Annotated in this window: 15 protein-coding genes; 11 read left to right on the top strand and 4 right to left on the bottom strand. The window is 38.2% G+C overall.

The genetic code is table 11. The features are described 5' to 3' along the window. Positions 1–58: 58 nt before the first annotated feature. A complete protein-coding gene (locus CC204_RS03515; RefSeq protein ID WP_088268846.1) occupies positions 59–4,411 on the top strand; it encodes a PolC-type DNA polymerase III in 4,353 nt (1,450 codons plus the stop codon). An 80-nt stretch (positions 4,412–4,491) separates the two neighbouring features. Here CC204_RS03515 and CC204_RS03510 read toward each other — a convergent pair whose 3' ends face one another. Then, positions 4,492–5,487 carry a D-2-hydroxyacid dehydrogenase gene (locus CC204_RS03510; RefSeq protein ID WP_088268845.1) on the bottom strand — a complete coding sequence of 332 codons (996 nt, stop codon included), beginning with the start codon at positions 5,485–5,487 and terminating at the stop codon, positions 4,492–4,494. Positions 5,488–5,753: 266 nt separating this feature from the next. Here CC204_RS03510 and zapA point away from each other — a divergent pair, with 266 nt between their 5' ends. The 9 genes from zapA (at position 5,754) to CC204_RS03465 (ending at position 15,022) form a co-directional block, all read left to right on the top strand. After that, positions 5,754–6,194 (top strand): cell division protein ZapA, encoded by a 441-nt coding sequence (zapA, locus tag CC204_RS03505; RefSeq protein WP_162288321.1) that lies wholly within the window; start codon positions 5,754–5,756, stop codon positions 6,192–6,194. Positions 6,195–6,211: 17 nt separating this feature from the next. Further along, positions 6,212–6,760 carry a CvpA family protein gene (locus CC204_RS03500; protein WP_088268844.1) on the top strand — a complete coding sequence of 183 codons (549 nt, stop codon included), beginning with the start codon at positions 6,212–6,214 and terminating at the stop codon, positions 6,758–6,760. 128 nt (positions 6,761–6,888) lie between these two features. Then, complete coding sequence (locus CC204_RS03495) at positions 6,889–9,255, top strand: endonuclease MutS2 (protein ID WP_088268843.1); 2,367 nt, start codon at positions 6,889–6,891, stop codon at positions 9,253–9,255. A gap of 88 nt (positions 9,256–9,343) precedes the next feature. Further along, positions 9,344–9,658, top strand: coding sequence for a thioredoxin (gene trxA / locus CC204_RS03490; protein WP_088268842.1), 315 nt, complete (start codon positions 9,344–9,346; stop codon positions 9,656–9,658). A gap of 164 nt (positions 9,659–9,822) precedes the next feature. Beyond that, on the top strand, positions 9,823–11,607 hold the full coding sequence (uvrC, locus tag CC204_RS03485; protein WP_088268841.1) for an excinuclease ABC subunit UvrC: 1,785 nt from the start codon (positions 9,823–9,825) through the stop codon (positions 11,605–11,607). A 201-nt stretch (positions 11,608–11,808) separates the two neighbouring features. Further along, complete coding sequence (locus CC204_RS03480; protein WP_088268840.1) at positions 11,809–12,117, top strand: PadR family transcriptional regulator; 309 nt, start codon at positions 11,809–11,811, stop codon at positions 12,115–12,117. A 6-nt stretch (positions 12,118–12,123) separates the two neighbouring features. Beyond that, the gene (locus CC204_RS03475) at positions 12,124–12,810 is read left to right on the top strand and encodes a DUF2812 domain-containing protein (RefSeq protein WP_157894230.1); all 687 of its coding nucleotides are present in this window, start codon (positions 12,124–12,126) and stop codon (positions 12,808–12,810) included. A 51-nt stretch (positions 12,811–12,861) separates the two neighbouring features. Beyond that, complete coding sequence (locus CC204_RS03470; RefSeq protein ID WP_088268838.1) at positions 12,862–13,761, top strand: ABC transporter ATP-binding protein; 900 nt, start codon at positions 12,862–12,864, stop codon at positions 13,759–13,761. Continuing rightward, entirely contained in the window at positions 13,754–15,022 is a 1,269-nt protein-coding gene (locus CC204_RS03465) for an ABC transporter permease (RefSeq protein WP_088268837.1), read from the top strand. The genes CC204_RS03470 and CC204_RS03465 overlap by 8 nt, the downstream gene beginning before the upstream one ends. Before the next feature lie 46 nt (positions 15,023–15,068). On the opposite strand, the gene CC204_RS03460 is transcribed toward CC204_RS03465, so the two are convergent. Further along, positions 15,069–16,073: a LacI family DNA-binding transcriptional regulator gene (locus CC204_RS03460; RefSeq protein ID WP_088268836.1), complete on the bottom strand. Its 1,005-nt coding sequence runs from the start codon at positions 16,071–16,073 to the stop codon at positions 15,069–15,071. Between the two features lie 176 nt (positions 16,074–16,249). Here CC204_RS03460 and CC204_RS03455 point away from each other — a divergent pair, with 176 nt between their 5' ends. After that, positions 16,250–17,644 (top strand): 6-phospho-beta-glucosidase, encoded by a 1,395-nt coding sequence (locus CC204_RS03455; protein ID WP_088268835.1) that lies wholly within the window; start codon positions 16,250–16,252, stop codon positions 17,642–17,644. Positions 17,645–17,695: 51 nt separating this feature from the next. Here CC204_RS03455 and CC204_RS03450 read toward each other — a convergent pair whose 3' ends face one another. Together CC204_RS03450 and CC204_RS03445 are read right to left on the bottom strand one after the other, a co-directional pair. After that, positions 17,696–18,133: a hypothetical protein gene (locus CC204_RS03450; protein WP_088268834.1), complete on the bottom strand. Its 438-nt coding sequence runs from the start codon at positions 18,131–18,133 to the stop codon at positions 17,696–17,698. Positions 18,134–18,235: 102 nt separating this feature from the next. Next, positions 18,236–19,522 carry a BaiN/RdsA family NAD(P)/FAD-dependent oxidoreductase gene (locus CC204_RS03445; RefSeq protein WP_088268833.1) on the bottom strand — a complete coding sequence of 429 codons (1,287 nt, stop codon included), beginning with the start codon at positions 19,520–19,522 and terminating at the stop codon, positions 18,236–18,238. Positions 19,523–19,597: the final 75 nt, after the last annotated feature.

Below are 19,597 nucleotides of genomic sequence, written 5' to 3'. Positions count from 1 at the left end.
CTTTATTTCCAGTCAAAACTAACGAGCATAGTCATTTTTTAGTAAAGGGGGTTCTTTAGTGACACAACAGGCACAAGAATTATTTGCAAAACTGCTCGATCAGATTCAATTAAGCGAACAAGAACGGCAACATCCGTTGATCCAACAAGGAAAAATCAATAAGGTAATTGTTCATCAGCAAAGTCGTCATTGGGAATTTCATTTAGGTTTTTCAGAAATTTTACCAGTAATGCTGTATCAATCATTTATGCAGCAATTACAATTAGCATTTCAACAAATTGCAGGTGTTTCAGTGAAAATCACGACTGAAAAGACCGAGTTTAATGCAGACCAGTTAACTGACTACTGGCAAGTAGCATTGCTGAACAGCCAATGTGATACTCCTTTAGTGCAGCGTGTCATAAAAAGTCAAACGCCGATCATTGAGGATAAAAAAATTATTCTGCCCGTGGATAATGATGCAGTCATTCCATACTTAAGGCAACAATATTTACCAATCATTGAAGAGTTATTTCTTGATTATGGTTTTCCAAAATTCCATATTGAACCTAAAATGGATGAGCAACAGGCAAAACGAGTATTAGAACTTTTTGAAGAAAGAAAACAAGAACAAGATGCTGCCTTTCAGCAACAAGCAGCTGAGTCTTTAATCAAGCACGAACAAAAGAAAAAACAACAGCAGCAACAAGGTCCAGCACTGGAAGGTCCTATTCGTTTGGGAAGAAATATTCCTAATGACGAGCCAATCATGCCAATGGGCAATATCTTAGAAGAAGAACGCCGGATTACGATCGAAGGCTTTATTTTTGATAAAGAAGTGCGTGAATTGCGTTCAAAACGAAAAATCTTGATTTTAAAAATCACAGACTATACCTCTTCTTTTATTGTTAAAAAGTTCTCGAATGGTGAAAAAGATGAACAAGTCTTTGATGCGATCCAGAAAAATAGCTGGGTTCGTGTACGTGGAAGCGTGCAAGAGGATACGTTCATGCGGGATCTAGTCATGAATTGTCAGGACTTGATGGAAGTCAAGCATGCACCGCGTAAAGACTATGCACCAGACGGAGATAAGCGGGTAGAGCTTCATTTACACAGTAATATGAGTACGATGGATGCAACGAATAATGTTGGTGATTTTGTTGCTCAAGCAGGTAAATGGGGGCATAAAGCTATCGCAATCACTGATCATGGGGGGGCTCAAGCCTTTCCGGATGCGCATAGTGCGGGTAAAAAAGCAGGCGTAAAAATTTTATACGGGGTCGAAGCTAATGTGGTGGATGATGGTGTGCCAATTGCTTATAATGAAGCGCACATTGAATTAAGTGAAGCCACTTATGTTGTATTTGACGTGGAAACCACAGGGCTGTCAGCGGTTTATGATACGATCATTGAATTGGCCGCGGTCAAAATGCACAAAGGCAACATCATTGATACATTTGAACAATTTATCGATCCAGGACATCCGTTGTCTCAGACGACCATCAATTTAACGGGTATTACGGATGAAATGGTTCGCGGATCAAAATCAGAAGAAGAAGTTCTGCGTCTTTTTAGAGAATTTTCAGAAGACACGATCTTAGTTGCCCACAATGCTTCATTTGATATGGGCTTCTTAAATACGAGTTACGGCAAATATGACATACCTGAGGCTGAAAATCCAGTCATCGATACATTGGAATTATCCCGTTATTTGCACCCAACCTTTAAAAGCCACCGTTTAAATACCTTGTCTAAAAAATTCGGTGTCAATCTAGAGCAGCATCACCGGGCGATATATGATTCTGAATCAACGGGTCACTTATGCTGGATCTTTTTAAAAGATGCGAAAGAAAATCATGACATGAACTATCATGATGAACTGAATATGCATATTGGAGAAGGCGATTCTTATAAACGAGCACGTCCTTTCCATGCAACGATTTTAGCAACAACACAGGCTGGTTTAAAAAATCTATTTAAGCTGATTTCAATGTCTAATGTGAATTACTTTTTCAGAATTCCGCGGATTCCGCGTTCTCAGCTGAATAAATTACGTGAAGGCTTGATCATCGGTTCGGCATGTTCGAGTGGTGAAATTTTCGAAGCGATGATGCAAAAAGGGGTAGAAGAGGCTAAAAATCGGGCAAAATTCTATGATTATATTGAAGTTATGCCAAAAGCAGTTTACGCTCCTTTGCTTGAGCAAGAGTTAGTTAAAAGTGAAGCTGACTTGGAAGAAATCATTGCGAATTTAGTCAAGATCGGTGACGAATTGGATAAACCTGTTGTTGCAACGGGGAATGTCCATTATTTAAATGAAGAAGATAGCATTTATCGTAAAATTTTGATTGGTTCGATGGGGGGAGCAAATCCTTTGAATCGCCATAGCTTGCCGGATGTTCATTTTAGAACAACCGATGAAATGCTGACGGCGTTCCAGTTCTTAGGAGAAGAAACAGCCCATAAGCTGGTTGTAGAAAATCCTAATATGATTGCAGACATGTGTGACGAAATCACTCCTGTTAAAGATGATTTGTATACACCTAAGATTCCAGGTTCTGAAGATGAGATCAGAAACTTGAGCTATACACGTGCTAAAGAATTATACGGCGATCCACTACCGGACATCGTTGAAAAACGATTGAAAAAGGAATTAGACAGTATCATCGGAAACGGATTCTCAGTTATTTATCTGATTTCGCAAAAGCTAGTGCATAAGAGTATGGAAGACGGCTATTTAGTTGGTTCCCGTGGATCTGTAGGATCAAGCTTTGTGGCAACGATGACAGGGATCACAGAAGTTAATCCATTAGCACCTCATTACCATTGCACAAACTGTCAGTATTCTGAGTTTTTTGAAGATGGTTCTTATGGTTCTGGGTTCGATATGCCAGAGAAAAACTGTCCGAATTGTGGGCAGCGTTTGTTTAAAGATGGTCATGATATTCCGTTTGAAACATTCTTAGGTTTCCACGGAGATAAAGTACCCGATATCGATTTGAACTTTTCAGGTGACTATCAGGCTGAAGCGCATAACTATACGAAGGTTTTGTTTGGTGAGGAATATGTGTATCGTGCCGGAACGATCGGTACCGTTGCAGATAAAACGGCTTATGGTTTCGTTAAGGGCTATGAGCGCGATCACAATCTTCATTTTAGAGGGGCTGAAGTGGATCGTTTAGCGAAAGGTTCAACTGGTGTTAAACGGACGACAGGACAGCATCCGGGCGGGATCATCGTTATTCCGGATTATATGGATGTCTATGACTTTACACCGATCCAATTTCCTGCGGATGATCAAAATGCGGAATGGAAAACGACTCACTTTGACTTCCATTCGATCCACGATAACATTTTGAAACTTGATATACTGGGACATGATGATCCGACAGTGATTCGGATGTTGCAGGATTTATCCGGAATCGATCCGAAAACGATACCGACAGATGACTCGGAAATGATGCGGATTTTTGCAGGGCCAGAAGTTTTAGGAGTTACACCGGAACAGATTTATTCTAAAACGGGTACGTTAGGGATTCCGGAATTTGGGACAAGGTTTGTACGAGGAATGTTGGAAGAAACACACCCGTCGACTTTTGCAGAGCTATTACAGATTTCTGGTCTATCTCATGGTACAGATGTTTGGCTGGGGAATGCAGAGGAATTGATCAAACGTGGAGAAGCGAACCTGGCAGAAGTAATTGGTTGTCGTGACGATATCATGGTTTATTTGATCCATGCAGGATTGGACAGTGGAATGGCCTTCAAAATCATGGAAACAGTGCGTAAAGGTTTATGGAATAAGATTCCTGACGAGCTGCGTGAAGAATACTTGAAAGCAATGAAGGAAAATAATGTACCTGACTGGTACATCGATTCTTGTTCAAAAATCAAGTATATGTTCCCGAAAGCCCATGCGGCAGCCTACGTACTGATGGCTTTGCGGGTAGCCTATTTCAAAGTCTATTTTCCAATTCTTTACTACTGTGCTTACTTTTCTGTTCGCGCGGACGACTTTGATTTGGTAGCCATGTCGCAAGGCAAAGAAGCAGTTAAAGCTCGGATGAAAGAAATTCAGGACAAAGGTCTGGAAGCCTCTACGAAAGAAAAGAATTTGTTGACTGTTTTAGAGTTGGCAAATGAAATGTTGGAGCGCGGATTCAAATTTGGTATGATCGATTTATATAAATCGGATGCTGAAAACTTTGTTATTGATGGCGATACTTTGATTGCTCCATTTAGAGCTGTTCCTAGTTTGGGTCTCAATGTGGCTCGTTCGATCGTAGAAGCAAGGTCTGAACCGTTTTTATCAAAAGAAGATTTAGCCACACGAGGAAAAGTTTCTAAAACGTTAATAGAATACATGAACGAAAATGGCGTATTGAAAGATTTGCCGGATGAAAACCAGTTGTCCTTGTTTGATATGCTTTAAACAACGAGATTATATGTTTATAAGAAATACGTGATGAAAAAAAGGATCTGGGAAATTTCCCAGATCCTTTTTTAAGCTTCTCACAATTGAATCAACGCATCATTTGAACCGTTTGTATACAGAGCAAATAAGCTATTTAAAGAGCTTTCCATCAAAATTTTTGAGGCTTGTAATGTATAAAAAGCAATGTGTGGGCTAACAACAACATTGTCTAATGCTAATAATTCTTCAATATAAGGATTTTGCTTTTCTTGTTCAGCTTTTGTTTTGTTGACGAACATCATTTCGTCTTCTAAAGTATCTAAACCAGCACCAGCAATTTCTCCTGTTTGTAATGCTTGGATCAAGGCAGAAGTGTCTACTAGTGGTCCACGAGCTGTATTGATCAAAAGAGCATCAGGCTTCATTTTTTTCAATAATGCCGCATCGATCAAATGATGATTTTCTGGTAAATAAGGCGTATGAAGTGTCAAAATGTCAGCTTTTTGGGCAACTTCTTCTAAAGAGGTCTGATACGTTAGAATTGTATCCACATCATTTTTAGGGTATTTGTCATAAGCAATGACGGTTGCGCCTAAGGCTTTAAATAACTCAGCCGTAACTAAACCGATATGTCCCGTTCCGACTACACCAACAGTCAATTCATGGATTTCTCTGCCGATCAAACCATCCAAAGTAAAATCTTGTTGTTGTTCTCTTTGTAAAAGTCTCGGGATTTGTCGTAGCAGCATCATCGTCAAAGTTAATGCATGCTCTGCAATCGCTCTTGGACTATAAACAGGTACATTACAGGCAGCGATCTGATATTTTTTTAAAAAATCTTTATTGAGTCCGTCAATACCTGCAGAACGTGTAGAAAGTAATCGGATATTATTTTCTGCCATGATTTGATACATTTTTTCATCATGGACAGCCGCCATTTGCTGAAATGAGATTGCATCATATCCCTTTGCTAAAACAACTGTTTGAGTATTTAATTCTTGATCAGTGAATGCAATCTCAACCTTGTGTTCTTTGGCCCATTTTTCTGCAACAGGTTGTTCCTTTTTGCCAATCCCGTAAATAAAAATTTTCATGATTATTTCTTCCTTTCATATAAACAGAACAGTTATTAGGAAAATTTAAATAACTTTTCTCTTGTTATTGTATGAAAATTAGAGAAAATTTCCTAGTAAGAAGTCGTTTAACGAAAAAAATCTAATGAAAAACGTAATAATGCACCTAGACCTTTAATTTTTCTGTTTAGTAGCATATAATAAAAAAGGGTTTATTTAGGAACGCAATCGAATGATTTTCATGATACAATAGTAAGTGATGGATCATTACAGGAGGGAACACGATCATGGTCAAAGAAAAAACAAGATATAAAGCAGTGATTGCTGATCATACGTATACAATAATCGGACAAGAAAGCAAACAACATATGGATTTAGTAACGAAGCTAGTGAACGAGCAGTTAGCTGAGATCAAGCATATCTCACCACAGACAGATAATGAACAAGCGTCTGTTTTACTTGCGATCAATGCGATATCTGATCAACTAAAAAAACAAGAAAAAACGATCAATCTAGAAAAAGAAGTAGCAGAATACAAAAAACAAACCATCCGTTTAGCTGAATTAGAAAATCGGATCAAACGCATTGAAGCGATCGAAGAAGAAGCGCGCGATGTATTGAAGAAAAACGGTCAAGAAGGTGTTGAGATCCATAATCACATGGAAGCCCAACAAATCCTCAATGAAAACCGGAAACAACAGATCCAAAATAAAAGTACGGAGCAATAATCTGAAAGGATGACAGGATGTTAACATTACTCATTTTAGTAATACTGGCGATCGGTTACTACACTGGTTCAAGACGTGGCTTGGTTTTGCAGATTTTGTATACATTCGGTTATCTTTGTACGTATCTGATTGCAAAATCTAATTATAAGAGCTTAGCGTCTCATTTAGAATTATATATTCCTTATCCTTCACCAACAGAAGAGACCAAACTATTATTCTTTAATCAAAAGTTGACGTTGGACTTAGATCAAGCGTTTTATGGTGCAGTTGCCTTTTTAATGATTATGATAGCTGGTTGGCTAGTCGTTCGATTTTTAGCGATTTTTGCCCATGCGCTGACATTTTTACCTGTACTAAAGCAAGCGAATGGTTTGGCAGGAGGACTATTGAATTTGATTGTTGTGTATATCGGTGTCTTTTTAGTGCTGTATACTGTTTCGATGCTTCCTGTCGATGCCGTTCAAAATCAGTTCAAAAATAGTGGACTAGCTCAATTTATTGTTAAAGATACACCGATATTTTCCAAACAGATCTATAGTTTATGGGTCGAGCAAATGATCAAATAATGAATAAAGAAACATCTGTATAGAGGTAGAGAATGAAGGTAAACATAACTTGTTTCAATGCTGAATCAGTTATTGTTTGCCTGCTTCACGTTTTACAGTAAAAAGAGAAGAATAGAAGGTGAACATCAATGAATGCACGTATTTTAACAACCTTAGGTTTTGATAAGGTCAAACAAATGCTTGCCCAATATATAGTTACAGCTCAAGGACTAGAAGAAGTCGAACAGTTAGCTCCGATCAATGATGCCTTAACGATCCAAGCTTGGCTGGAAGAAACCGAAGATGGTTTAAAAATCCAACGACTGCGCGGTGGTATACCGATTCCTAAGTTGGAAAATATTCGTCCTCACATGAAAAGAATCGAAATCGGTGCGGATTTGAACGGTTTAGAATTAGCACAGGTCGGTCGAGTACTTTCAACAACCTCTGAGGTCATTCGTTTTTTCAATGATTTAGAGGACAGCGAAATTGAATTATTACGTCTATATTCATGGATCGAACAGTTAGTCGTATTACCTGAATTAAGTCGGCGCTTAAAGGAATCGATCGATGAAGATGGCCGTGTCACAGACGAAGCGTCAGAAGATTTAAAGATCATTCGCAATAATATCCGTAAAAGTGAGCAAACGATCCGTGAGCAGTTAGATGGAATCGTCAGAGGAAAAAATGCGAAATATTTAAGTGATTCGATCGTTACAATGCGAAATGAACGGTATGTTATTCCTGTGAAACAAGAATATAAAAGCGTATTCGGTGGAGTTGTCCACGATCAAAGCTCTTCAGGTCAAACCTTATTTATCGAGCCAAAACAAATCGTAGAACTGAACAACCGCTTACGCCAGCATCAAATTGCGGAACGCAATGAAATTGAACGAATCTTGTCAGAGCTTTCCGCAGAATTAGTTCCGCACCGCAATGACATTTTGCATAATGCTTATGTGATCGGGAAATTTGATTTTGCCAATGCGAAGGCTCGTTTTGGTAAAGAGCTCAAGGCTGTTGTTCCTGAAATCAGCAAGGAGAATGATATTTATTTTAAACAGGCAAGACATCCTTTGTTAGATCAGGAAAAAGCCGTACCTAACGATATTATGATTGGACAGGATTATCAGGCAATTGTCATTACTGGACCTAATACTGGAGGAAAGACGATCACGCTGAAAACCTTAGGTCTGCTGCAGTTGATGGGACAATCTGGTTTGCCGATTCCGGCAGGTGAAGAAAGTCGCATGGGTATTTTTGACGAGGTCTTTGCAGATATAGGTGATGAACAATCGATCGAGCAAAGCTTAAGTACGTTCTCTTCACATATGACAAATATTGTCAGTGTTTTAGAAAAAGTAGACAATCATAGCCTTGTTCTTTTTGACGAGCTTGGAGCAGGTACCGATCCGCAGGAAGGTGCAGCGTTGGCTATCTCGATTTTAGATGCATTAGGCAGTAAAAGTGCCTATGTCATGGCGACGACTCATTATCCTGAACTGAAAGTTTACGGCTATAATCGAGCAGGTACGATCAATGCCAGTATGGAATTTGATGTGGATACATTGAGTCCAACTTATCGTTTATTGATCGGAGTTCCAGGAAGAAGTAATGCATTCGAAATTTCTAAACGATTAGGTTTAGATCAAACGATCATCGATGAAGCTAAACATATTATGGATGGGGAAAGTCAGGATCTAAACGAAATGATCGCTGATTTAGAAAATCGCCGAAAGATGGCGGAAACCGAGTATTTGGAAGTTCGTCACTATGTCGATGAATCAGAGCGTTTATACAAAGAATTGAAGGAAGCTTATGCTTATTTCTTTGATGAACGTGAAAAAGAGATGGCGAAAGCTCGCAAAAAAGCGAATCACCTTGTCTCCGAAGCGGAGGAACAAGCAGCAGATATCATTTCAGATATTCGTAAAATGCAGTTAACGAGCGGCAATCAAGGAGGTGTCAAAGAGCATCAGCTGATCGATGCCAAAACTAAGCTGTCACAGCTCCATCAAGAAGAAACCCGTTTAGAAAAAAATAAAGTACTAAAAAAAGCGAAAGAGCAGAAGCAGTTAAAAGCGGGTGATGAAGTTATCGTTAACACGTACGGTCAGCGAGGAACCCTGATTCGTAAGACTAGTGCTCAAGAATGGCAAGTACAGCTGGGGATCTTGAAAATGGCTGTGAATGAAAGTGACATGACACCAGTAGCACCGGAAAAAGAACCAAAACAGCGAGTAACAGCTGTTCGTTCAAGTCAAAGCAGTCATGTACCGAATCAGCTGGATCTGCGAGGCAAACGTTATGAGGAAGCTTTGGCGGAAGTCGATCAGTATTTAGATGCAGCTATTCTAGCTGGTTATCCGCAAGTCACGATCGTTCATGGAAAAGGGACTGGGGCATTACGGACAGGTATCACCGAGTATCTTAAGAACCACCGCAGTGTGAGCGGATTTGAATTTGCACCGGGGAATCAGGGCGGTAACGGAGCAACCATCGTTAAATTCAAATAGTGTACTTACCTTTAGTAAGCAGAAAACTAGTCGGATAAATCAATAAGTGCTATAATCACAATAGAAGTAAAAGTAGGAGGTAAATCAAATGACACAAGTAATTACAGATAAAGAATTTGCAGCAGAAACAGATAACGGTCTTGTATTGATCGATTTTTGGGCAACGTGGTGTGGACCTTGTCGCATGCAGGCACCGATTTTAGAACAACTAAGTGAAGAATATGATGAAAGCGAATTGAAAATCGCAAAAATGGACGTGGATGAAAATCCAGAAACACCTGCTTCATTTGGTATCATGAGTATTCCAACGCTTCTTTTGAAAAAAGATGGCGAAGTTGTAGAAAAGGCAGTCGGAGTACACTCAAAAGAACAATTACGTACATTGATCGAAAAATATTTATAAAAAGCAAAAAGTTGAGGCGAATGATTTTTCGTCTCAGCTTTTTTAAGTGAGCAAACTAGGTGAATGAGATAAGACTGAAAGTTTTATCTGACTCACCTTTTTTCTGTCTAACGCTTGAGAAAATGGTATAATAAACTTTATCAAAGAAAGAGAAGGGAAGTATTATGAACGAACGAATCAGAAATAAATTAGCATTGCTTCCTGACCAGCCGGGCTGTTATTTGATGAAAGACAAAAACGGCACCATTATTTATGTTGGGAAAGCAAAAGTTTTAAAAAATCGTGTTCGCTCTTATTTTACTGGCAGTCATGATACAAAAACAGAACGGCTTGTCAGTGAAATCGAAGACTTTGAATATATTGTAACAGAATCAAATATAGAGGCACTATTACTGGAAATCAATTTGATCCACAAGAATGATCCTAAGTATAATATCATGCTGAAAGATGATAAGAGTTATCCTTTTATCAAGATCACAAATGAAGAATACCCGCGTTTACTGATTACTCGTAAAGTGGTGAAAGATAAGGCTCTCTATTTTGGTCCCTACCCGGATGTCGGTGCCGCGAATGAAACAAAACGTTTGTTGGATCGTTTGTTTCCTTTAAGAAAATGCCGTGTACTGCCAAAGGAAGTTTGTCTCTATTATCATATGGGGCAATGCTTAGCTCCTTGTGTATTTGACATTCCTAAATCGACATATAAAGAAATGGTTGGGGAAATCAAAAGTTTCTTAAATGGCGGACATCCCGCGATTCAAGAGGAGCTTCAACAGAAAATGGATGCTGCTGCCGAAAGTATGGAATTTGAAAAAGCAGCAGAATATCGCGACCAGATCAAAGCAATTGAGACTGTGATGACGCGTCAAAAAATGACCAATGCAGATTTAGTGGATCGTGATATTTTTGGCTATTCAGTGGACAAAGGCTGGATGTGTGTGCAAGTCTTTTTTGTGCGCCGAGGCAAACTGATCGAACGGGATGTCTCGATTTTTCCTTTCTATAATGAAGAAGAGGAAGACTTTTTAACTTTTATTGGGCAGTTCTATCAAGAAAATGAGCACTTTATTCCAAAAGAAGTGTTGATTCCTGATAACATCGATATTGAAAGTGTAGAAGCAATGCTTTCAACGAAAGTCATACAGCCTCAGCGCGGGGAAAAGAAAAAGCTTGTCAAGCTTGCTGGAAAAAACGCCACAGTTGCATTACAGGAAAAATTTGACTTGATCGTGAGAAAACAAGAACGGACGATCGGCGCAGTTGAAAAACTGGGAAATGCTATGAACATCCCTGCACCTGTGCGAATCGAAGCATTTGATAACTCTAATATCATGGGAACAGATCCAGTTTCTGCAATGGTCGTTTTTATCGATGGCCGACCGGATAAAAAAGAATATCGAAAATACAAGATCAAAACTGTCAAAGGGCCCGATGATTATGCATCGATGCGGGAGGTTATCTATCGCCGATATTCCCGCGTTTTGAAAGAAGACTTGCCATTCCCGGACTTGATTGTGATCGATGGTGGGAAAGGTCAGGTAGATGCTGCTAGAGAAGTGTTGGATAATCAGCTAGGGTTGGATATTCCGATTGCAGGATTGGCGAAAAATGATAAGCATAAGACAAGTGAGCTACTTTTCGGACCCGAACTAGAGATCGTTCCTTTAGAAAGAAATTCTCAAGAATTCTTTTTACTACAGCGGATTCAAGACGAGGTCCATCGATTTGCGATCACGTTCCATCGCCAGTTGCGAAGTAAAAATAGTTTTGCTTCACGCTTAGACGGGATAGAAGGCTTAGGACCCAAACGAAAAAAAGAACTGTTAAAACAGTTCAAATCCTTAAAAAACATTACTGCAGCAAGTGTCGAAGAATTGATTGCTTCTGGTTTGCCCAAAAACGTGGCTAAAAATGTCTATGACTATTTACATGAAAAGGAAGAGCAGTGATTGATTCGAAAATGGGCACAATACTGCTTTTGTTTCCACTATTTATCTAGATTTAAAGAGCTTAGGATATTGCTAGACAAGCTATATTCTAAGCTCTTTTTATTATGGAAGGAAATGAAAAAACAATTGACATAGGAAATAATAAACGATACTATATCATTATATGATATATCGCTTGGCGATATAAAGGGGCGGAGCACCATGGAAGAAACATTGACAGACTCTACCTATTTGATTCTGTTAGCATTATTAAAACCGCAGCATGGCTATGCTATCATGAAAGAAGTGAATCTTTTAACAAATGGTCAAGTTGTAATTGGTCCAGCAAGCATGTATACGATCTTAAAAAAATTACAAACAAGTAAGTATATTTCATTAGAGGAAAGCAATGATCGGAAAAAGATTTACTTGATCACTGATAAAGGAAGAAATGCCTTAGAGCAAGATATAGAACGACGAAAACTTCTGTATCAAGCTGGAAGTCGTCTATTAGCAAAAAAGGGAGAATGAATGAAGATGGTTAGGAAGAAAAAGTACATTTTTTCTAGAGGAGTAGCATTTTATCCTGAGAAAGAAATGCAAATCTTAAAAAAAATGGCTGAAGAAGGTTGGCTTTTTAGAAAAATGAATCAGTTGGGGTTTTTGGTTTTTGAAAAGGGGGAACCAGAACAAAAGAATTTTTCCGTTGATTTTTTTGATGGTTCGAAAGAAGAATTGTCTGAATATTTGGTGATTTATGCGCAAGCAGGCTGGGAAAATATTACGAATTACAAAAATAAATATTTTTATTTTAAAGCGGAACTCGATACACCGACGATATACTCAGACCCAGAGAGTTATTGGCTGCGAATGAAAAAAGAATGGCTTTGGATGCTAAGAAATTTTTGGATCTATTTTCCTATAGGTCTCATTCTTTTAGGGATACTTTTATATACAAAGGAGACGAACAATCTGATCCTTGCTAATTCGATATTTCGAATAGTCCTTACGTTTGTGGGTATGTTTTTTGTTGCACTGCCACTAGGGGTTGTAGTCAGTGTGCTATTTTCTCTGGTATTCTATAGGGATCGAACTAAATACTATAATCATCCTGAACGTTTTGCTAAACGACAAAAGGTGATGAGAGATTCTTTATTTTTAGGAGCAATTGGCTTTGTTTTGGGTGTCATGATTAGTCTGATTTTAGGAGAAACAATTTATTGAGTGGATTAGTTAGTTACCAAATAAATTAATATGAAAATGGGAGGCTGGAAAATGTTAGAAGTTAGAAATTTAGTCAAAACGTTTGGGGATTATACAGCTGTAGATGATATTACTTTTGAAATTCCGGACGGAAAAATCCTTGGACTGATTGGTCAAAATGGTGCAGGAAAGACTACAACGTTTCGGTTGATTTTAGATTTTTTATCGCAAGACAGCGGAACGGTGCTTTGGAATGGTCACTCACTAAGCGGGAAAGATTATAACGATATTGGGTATCTGCCAGAAGAAAGAGGATTATATCCCAAGATTTCAATTCAGGATCAGTTGATTTATTTTGCAGAATTGAGGGGTAAAACAAAAAAAGAAATCGAACCTAAGATCGATGAATGGATGGAAAAATTCAAAGTCAAAGGAAAGAAAACCGATAAAGTAAAATCACTTTCCAAAGGAAATCAGCAAAAAGTCCAATTGATCGCAACGTTGATCCATGAGCCAAAACTGGTCATTTTAGATGAACCTTTTAGCGGATTGGATCCTGTGAATGCTGAGCTTTTAAAAGACGGGATTCTTGCACTGAAGGAAAAAGGATCCTGTGTCATTTTTTCTAGTCATAATATGGATAATGTTGAGAAAATCTGTGACCATTTAGTGATGTTGCGTAGTGGGAAAATGGTGTTGAATGGGAAGGTTCATGACATTCGCGAAAGTTTTGGCCGTACTAAAGTTTTCTTAGAATCACCATTGGAACCTGCGGATGTCCTTGCAATAGATGGGGTTAAAACAGCGGTTAAGCGCAGTGATGGAATGGTCGAAGTAACTTTGGAAGATCCAAAAGCAGGCGAAGAAATTTTTGCACGTGCGACTCAATTTGGGTATATTCCGATGTTCAATCAACAGCCGCCGACGTTAGAGGAGATTTTCAAAATGAAAGCAGGTGAACCAAATGAGTAAATTTTGGATTATAGCAAGCGATGTGTATAAAAAGAATGTAAAATCCGTTTCTTTTGTAATTATGATTTTAGTGCCGTTTTTAGTGATGGGGATCATCTATATTGCCGGCTCACTTGCTGGTGGTTTTTCTGAGGATACAAAAGTTGGACTTGTATCAGATAACCAAGTATTGGCAGAGCAACTCGCACAGTCTAAAAGTGATGAGTATACATTCAAAGTTGTTGAGTCACAAAAGGCTGCAGAAAAGCAATTGAAAAAGAAAGATATCGATGCATTTCTTGTACTCGACACAAAAGAAGAACAGATTCAAGGGAAATTATACGTTGAATCTTCCCTAGGAACTACGACAGAATTGATGATGAGCCAAATGCTCAATGGATTACAGTCCTCACTTAATGCAAGTAAGCTGAATCTGACTGCTGAACAAGTATCTAGTCTAAGTCAGCCCGCAAATTTCGAAAAAACAAAAGTCAGTTTTGATGAAAATGGTAAGATGACTACTGGTCAAGATAATACAGCTATTCAATCTGTTTTGTCGTTTGTCATCACGATCATTTTGTGGGTAATTATCATCACTTATGCATCGATCATTGCTCAGGAGATTGCTTCGGAAAAGGGGACACGGATCATGGAAGTCATTTTGTCCAGTACAAAAGCCCAAACCCATTTTTACGGCAAATTGACAGGGGTAATTTTGGTTGCATTAACTCAAATTGTGATATATGCTGCGGCAATCGGAATTGGGTATTCACAGTTAAAGAATTTAGAAATAGTCAAAACATTCTTAGATGGGATTTCAGCAGCTAATATCTTTGGCAGCTTCTTGTTTTTCACATTAGCATTTTTTGTCTTGGGTGTTTTAGTCTATTCAGTTTTGGCAGCGTTATGCGGCTCCCTGGTTTCTAAACCAGAAGATACTGCAAAAGCTGTTCAGCCAATTATTTATATCGCAATGATTGGGTACTTTATCGGCATTTCATTGGGACCAACTGATCCACAAAATATTGTGATCAAAGTTTCTTCTTACATTCCATTGATTTCATCTTTTATTATGCCGATTCGTTTAGCAAGTGAAACGGTAAGCGTATCAGGAGCCGTTATTTCTGTAGTTATTTTAGTAGTTTTTGGTATATTGTTGACACTATTTTCTGCTAAGTTATATAAATCGAATGTACTGGTATATAGTGACGGTGGTGTCTGGAAATCATTGAAACAATCGATTTCTATTTTAAAAAATGAACGAAAAAAAGTAGTTGAGTAGGTAAAAAATCGATTTAAAGAAAACAAGCCTGAAACAAAACTGTTTTTTAGTTTTGTTTCAGGCTTGTTTCTGATTCATATATTGGTACTGTATTTCTTTTGACTAGCCGGACCTTGATTTCACGTTCAGGAAGCTGTGTCTTATTTAATTGATTGTGCAAGTAAATAAAAGAATTCTCAGCCTGATGATTGATAGAATAGTCGACTGTCGTAATATGCATTAGATCACTGATTTCACTATTGTCAAATCCAATCACCGCGACGTCTTCCGGAATAGAATAACCTAATGTTTGTAGCCTTGAAATAAATCCTGCGGCTACAAAATCAGTATAAAAAGCCATTGCAGTCGGTTTTTCCGGCATTTCATGCCATAAATCAGCAATCGCCTGTCCGTTATTACTATTACTTTCTTCATGAAATATCCAGTTTTTACGAATAGGTAAATGTTTTTCCTCATGAAAATCATCGATCGCTTTTAAACGAGCTTTGGTATTTAGGTTTTTTACATTTCCCAAAACATGACCAATAGAACGATACCCTTGATCGAAAAGATATTCCAATGATTTGTAGTAGCCTTTATAGTGATCGATATAAGAAGAATAGATACGTTCAGAGTCTATTCGGTGCCAAGTCGCGATAGGCCCATAAATGCTGTAAGATTCTATCACATCCCAATCGTTTGCTCTAGTTAAGATAAACACGCCGTCAAGTTGTTTGTATTTCATTTGATTGAGTGCTTCAATTTCTTTTTTCTTATCGCCATCAGTGAAATAGACAGTGACATAATAATTATATGTTTTCGCAATTGAAATAAAGCTTTCTAAAAAAACACCTAAAGGACCGAAAGAGCCGTGTGCTAAAAAGCCAATCGTTTTGGTTTCGCCACTTTGAAGGTTGCGTGCAATTAAATTAGGCGAATATGCGAGCGTTTCCATTGCTTCCAATACTTTTTTTCTACTTTCTTGACTGACGTAACCATTCCCGGAGATAACGCGTGAAACAGTCGATTTTGATACATTGGCTTGTTTTGCTACATCAATGATAGTCGTCATATGTACACCTCATAGTTTAAATTGGGTGAGGAGAGAAATTGCCTCGACACTTACTAAATAAGTATACCATAAAAAAAATTAAAAAAGTCCTTGACATGGGAACATTCCCACAGATTATCCTATAAATGTAAACGATGTCAGAACGTATTCTGAACAAAAAATCAGGAGGGAAACACATGACAAGAGATGCATTGAAAATCGCTACAATTGGTGGAGGTTCTAGCTACACACCAGAATTAATCGAAGGATATATCAAAAGAAAAGATGAATTACCAATCAAAGAAATTTGGTTAGTAGATATTGAAGCTGGAAAAGAAAAATTAGAAATCGTTGGCGAAATGGCAAAACGTATGGTCAAAGCAGCTGGCTTGGACTGGGAAGTTCATTTGACTTTAGACCGTCGTGAAGCATTGAAAGATGCTGATTTTGTTTCTACACAATTCCGTGTTGGTCTATTAGACGCTCGAATCAAAGACGAACGTATTCCGTTGTCTCATGGTGTTTTAGGTCAAGAAACTAACGGAGCAGGCGGTATGTTTAAAGCCTTCCGCACGATCCCAATAATTTTAGGGATCATCGAAGATATGAAAGAACTATGTCCGAATGCTTGGCTAGTAAACTTCACGAACCCAGCTGGGATGGTCACAGAAGCAGCAATCAAACATGGCGGTTGGAAAAAGACAGTTGGGTTATGTAATGTACCGATCGGTCACCGTAAACAGGCTGCAGAAAAATTAGGTGTTGCAGAAGAAGATTTATTCTTCAAATTTGCAGGAATCAACCATTTCCATTGGCACCGTGTATGGGATAAAGAAGGCAATGAACGGACGCAAGAACTGATCGATTTGATTTATGGTCCACAAAATGAACAAGAAAGCCATCTGAAAAACATTTGGGATGCACCATTCCATTATGAACAATTAAAAGATTTGGGCATGTTGCCTTGTGGTTATCACCGTTATTACTATATTGAAGATGAGATGTTGAAACACTCGATTGAAGAATTTGAAAAAGGTGAAACAAGAGCTCAAGTCGTAAAAGAAACGGAAGCACGCTTGTTCGAATTATACAAAGATCCAAAACTAGATTACAAGCCAAAAGAATTAGAGCAACGTGGCGGAACTCACTACAGTGATGCTGCTTGTGAAATGATTGCTTCGATCTATAATGATAAACGTACGGATATGGTTGTTTCAACAGAAAATAATGGAACGATCACTGATTTACCATATGACTGTGTTGTAGAAGTTTCTGGTCCAGTAACGTCTCATGGACATGAACCATACAACTGGGGGGCTTTCCCACCAGCTGCTAGAGGAATCATTCAAAACATGAAAGGAATGGAAGAAACAGTGATCCGTGCTGCCATCGATGGAGATTACGGTGCTGCTTTACATGCCTTTACAGTGAATCCGTTAGTTCCAGGTGGAACAATGGCTAAAACTCTCTTAGATGAATTGTTGATCGCACATAAGGATCATCTACCAAACTTCTCAGAGTCGATCGCTAAAATTGAAAAAGAACAACCAGATACAGTTGCTTATGTGACTGAATTGATGAAAAGTAATTAATGACTAAAAAAACTCCGATGAAATGATCGGAGTTTTTTGCTTATATCTAAGTTAAATAATTTTAGTTGTCATTGTGTTCTTCAAGAAAGAGCGAATGGGTTGTTCCGGTTCAACGCTAAATCGGTAAGAACGATAACGAAAAAGTTGGCTCAATACTGCAAAAGAAATCATTTCAACTGAAAAGAAAATCTTCAAAGAATCGATAGAAAGACAAATCAATGAAATAGCCAAAAATAATAATATAAATAGAGCGAATAATTGCTGGATTTGATTGGTATTTGTGATGGTTACTTCTTTAGTATCAGATGTGACTTTGATTTTTTGAGAAAAACGAAAAAGACCTTCTCTAAACTCTAAAGTATCTCCCTCATTAACCTCCAACTCAGTTGAAAAATTGTTGAATAGTCTTCCTTGATAAGCACCATTTTTATACACAGAGAAATGACGAACACATCCCCAAGTTGTTTGTCTTTTTAGTAAAATTTTCATTAGTATCACCTCTTGTAACTATTTTCCCATGATTTAAACAAAAAAGAATCAATCAAAAGACCGATTCTTTTTATCACTTTTATCGTGCTTAAGTCCTAGAAGTTAAATATCGTCTAAAGGAAGATAGGTATACTCAGCTATTTCTGCTGCATGAGTTCCTGCCACGTGTCCGGTAACAAACGCTGCGGTCACATTATAACCGCCGGTGTATCCATTGATATCCAATAATTCACCCGCAAAGAATAAGCCATTGATCAATTTACTTTCCATTGTTTTAGGTTGGACCTCTTTTAAAGAAATTCCGCCTCCAGTCACAAAAGACTTTTCGATCGGCAAGGTCTTTTCAGCAGTTATTGAAAAAGACTTTAATAGATTTGTAAATTGTTCTAATTGTATTTCAGAGACTTTTTTAGCTGTAATATCGGTCAGCTCAAGTTCGGTCAATAGATAATCTAAAAGACGCTCAGGAATCAAATTTTTCAACGCATTTTTAAAAGACTTTTCGGGTTGCTCCAAAATCATTGATTGGACATTCTTATTTAGTTCCGCTTGTGTATGCTCAGGGAAAATGTCCAAACGTAATGAGACAGCGTGGGCAGGATTTTTAGCTAACTCCTGATTGACAAAACTAGAGCATCTCAAAGCTGCGGGTCCAGAAATGCCAAAATGTGTGAAAAGCAGATCCATTTGATGGGAAACAATGATCTTGCCTTTTTGATTTAACACAGAAAGTGAAACATCCTGCAGAGAAAGGCCTTGGAGTGTTTTTTTCTGGATAAAGGAGTCATTTGATACAATGGGAGATTCAGTTGCATAAAGGGGTGTAATTGTATGTCCCACTCTTTTTGCCAATTTGTATCCGTCTCCAGTAGAACCAGTAGAAGGATAGGTTCTTCCGCCAGTCGTCAGAATAACACAAGGTGCATATAGTTTTTGGTCGGCTAACGCAACGCCGATGATTTGACCTTCTTTATGTAGAAGTTTTTCTACTTTGACTTCCGTATAAATAGTAACTCCATCGTTCTGCAGCTGATCAAAAAGAGTTTCTACAATCGTTTTTGAACGGTCAGTGACAGGAAACATTCGTCCGTGATCTTCCTCTTTTAGATGAGTACCATTCGATTCGAAGAACTCCATAATGTCATAGTTATTAAATTGAGAGAACGCACTATATAAAAATTTACCATTTCCCGGAATATGAGCAATGATCTCCTCGGCTGGTCGATTATTGGTCACATTACAACGTCCGCCGCCAGTCATCAATAATTTTTTTCCAACGCGTTTATTCTTTTCTAGTAATAAAACATTACTGCCCGATTGAGCTGCGGCGATTGCAGCCATCATACCGCTAGTGCCGGCACCAACAACAATAACATCAAAAAGTTTCATAAATTTGCCTCCAATTCAATGGTAGTTTAACACAATTTTCAACTTTTTTCTCACTTTCTTGCAATTTACAGTAAA

The sequence above is a fragment of the Enterococcus wangshanyuanii genome (assembly GCF_002197645.1).
In the GTDB taxonomy this organism is placed as follows: Bacteria; Bacillota; Bacilli; order Lactobacillales; family Enterococcaceae; genus Enterococcus_L; species Enterococcus_L wangshanyuanii.
This window is presented reverse-complemented; position numbering and strand designations above follow the sequence as displayed.